This window comes from Shewanella schlegeliana, from assembly GCF_016765635.1.
GTDB classification, from domain to species: Bacteria; Pseudomonadota; Gammaproteobacteria; order Enterobacterales; family Shewanellaceae; genus Shewanella; species Shewanella schlegeliana.
In genome coordinates this window covers 1-1,426 of the sequence record NZ_JAESVD010000025.1, presented here as the reverse complement: position 1 = coordinate 1,426, position 1,426 = coordinate 1, and the positions used below count along the sequence as shown (strand labels likewise).

Below are 1,426 nucleotides of genomic sequence, written 5' to 3'. Positions count from 1 at the left end.
CATTATGACATTTACCATATCCCTATGGGGCAGATGCCGAGGAAAGGCCTCGGCGGTCGCCAGCCGCTGAGCATGGCCAGAAATTGCGTCTATGCATTTTTGGCATTCGCACTTTGATACCTCCTTGTACAAAAGCCAGCTCGATATTCTTGTTTATCGTTCGAGAGCATATGAGGTTCGCCATTCTCACCATCCATGCCTGCATGATCGAAGTTAGCAATTTTTAGGCACCAAATACACAAGAAGCCTTAGCGACTCTCTACTTAAAAGAGGTACTGGGCTTTCCAGATGCATAAACAGTGAGTGTCATCCTCTTTTTTAACATCTAGATCTCTGATTTGTCGCTGACTTATCAAGTTGGGTAAGAGCTAATAGTATTCAGGTTCCTGTTATTTAGCAGGTCTAATGATAAGTCCACTCCTTTGTCTAAATGATAGAAAGCATTTGGTCTTGAGCTATATGGAGCCAGTTCTTTAGTTTCATAGTAAATCAGAAGCTTTGAGCTCTATGTTCCAAACTCCCTTTGATTGAGCAAATATTTTTTATAAGGCTGTTAAAGCCGAAAAGCAGGAGGAACGGAGCAATTTAAAGACGATGCTGGTCTCCTGGTTAGCATGAGACTAGGCTGAGATAAATGTTTTAACATGAACAATTAAGATGTGTAGGCTCTTTTATGGTGTTAGTCCTCAGACATGCAGAGTCTTCTGGTAGCCGTTAATTATACTGATTAGCGTACGCACAACTAACCTATGTGGGTAACTCTGTGGGTATCGTGTGCGCTTCTTGTGCCCAGTAGAGGTATAAGAATAAAATGGATTTTTCTTTTAAAAAGCACTTGCGCTCGCCTAGAATTTCCCTATAATGCGACCCCACTGACACGGCACAGCAGGCCAACGCCTCTTAGCAAAGCTAGGTAGCAAGGGACTTGCAGCGGTGTTAGGGATTCAAAAATCAATTGAGATTTGAATCTGGTGACAAGCGATTTAAGAGCTTCATCTGATGTGCCTTGTATAAAGAATCATCACTTGAAAAACTTCTTAAAATAAGCGCTTGACGCCGACAACGGGAAGTGTAGAATACGCCTCCTCAGCCAAACGACCTAAGCGTCTAAGGCGAAGTCTGAAAGATGACTTCACGCTCTTTAACAATATGACAAGCAAATCTGTGTGGACACTCACAGAGATTAAGTTATTCGAAACTGTCTTCTAACGAAGCAGTCAAAAATTTACTTAATGAATGAGTGTTCATAGCAATATGTAATACAGAATTCGTTGAGCCGCTGACCCTTTCGAGGTGAAGCAAAAAAACTTTAATTGAAGAGTTTGATCATGGCTCAGATTGAACGCTGGCGGCAGGCCTAACACATGCAAGTCGAGCGGTAACACAAGGGAGCTTGCTCCTGAGGTGACGAGCGGCGGACGGGTGA

The 1,426-nt window shown here is 42.9% G+C and carries 1 rRNA gene; it reads left to right on the top strand.

The window, feature by feature from the left end:
* Nucleotides 1-1,310: 1,310 nt before the first annotated feature.
* Nucleotides 1,311-1,426: ribosomal RNA gene (locus JMA39_RS21090) — 16S ribosomal RNA — on the top strand; the annotation flags it as partial.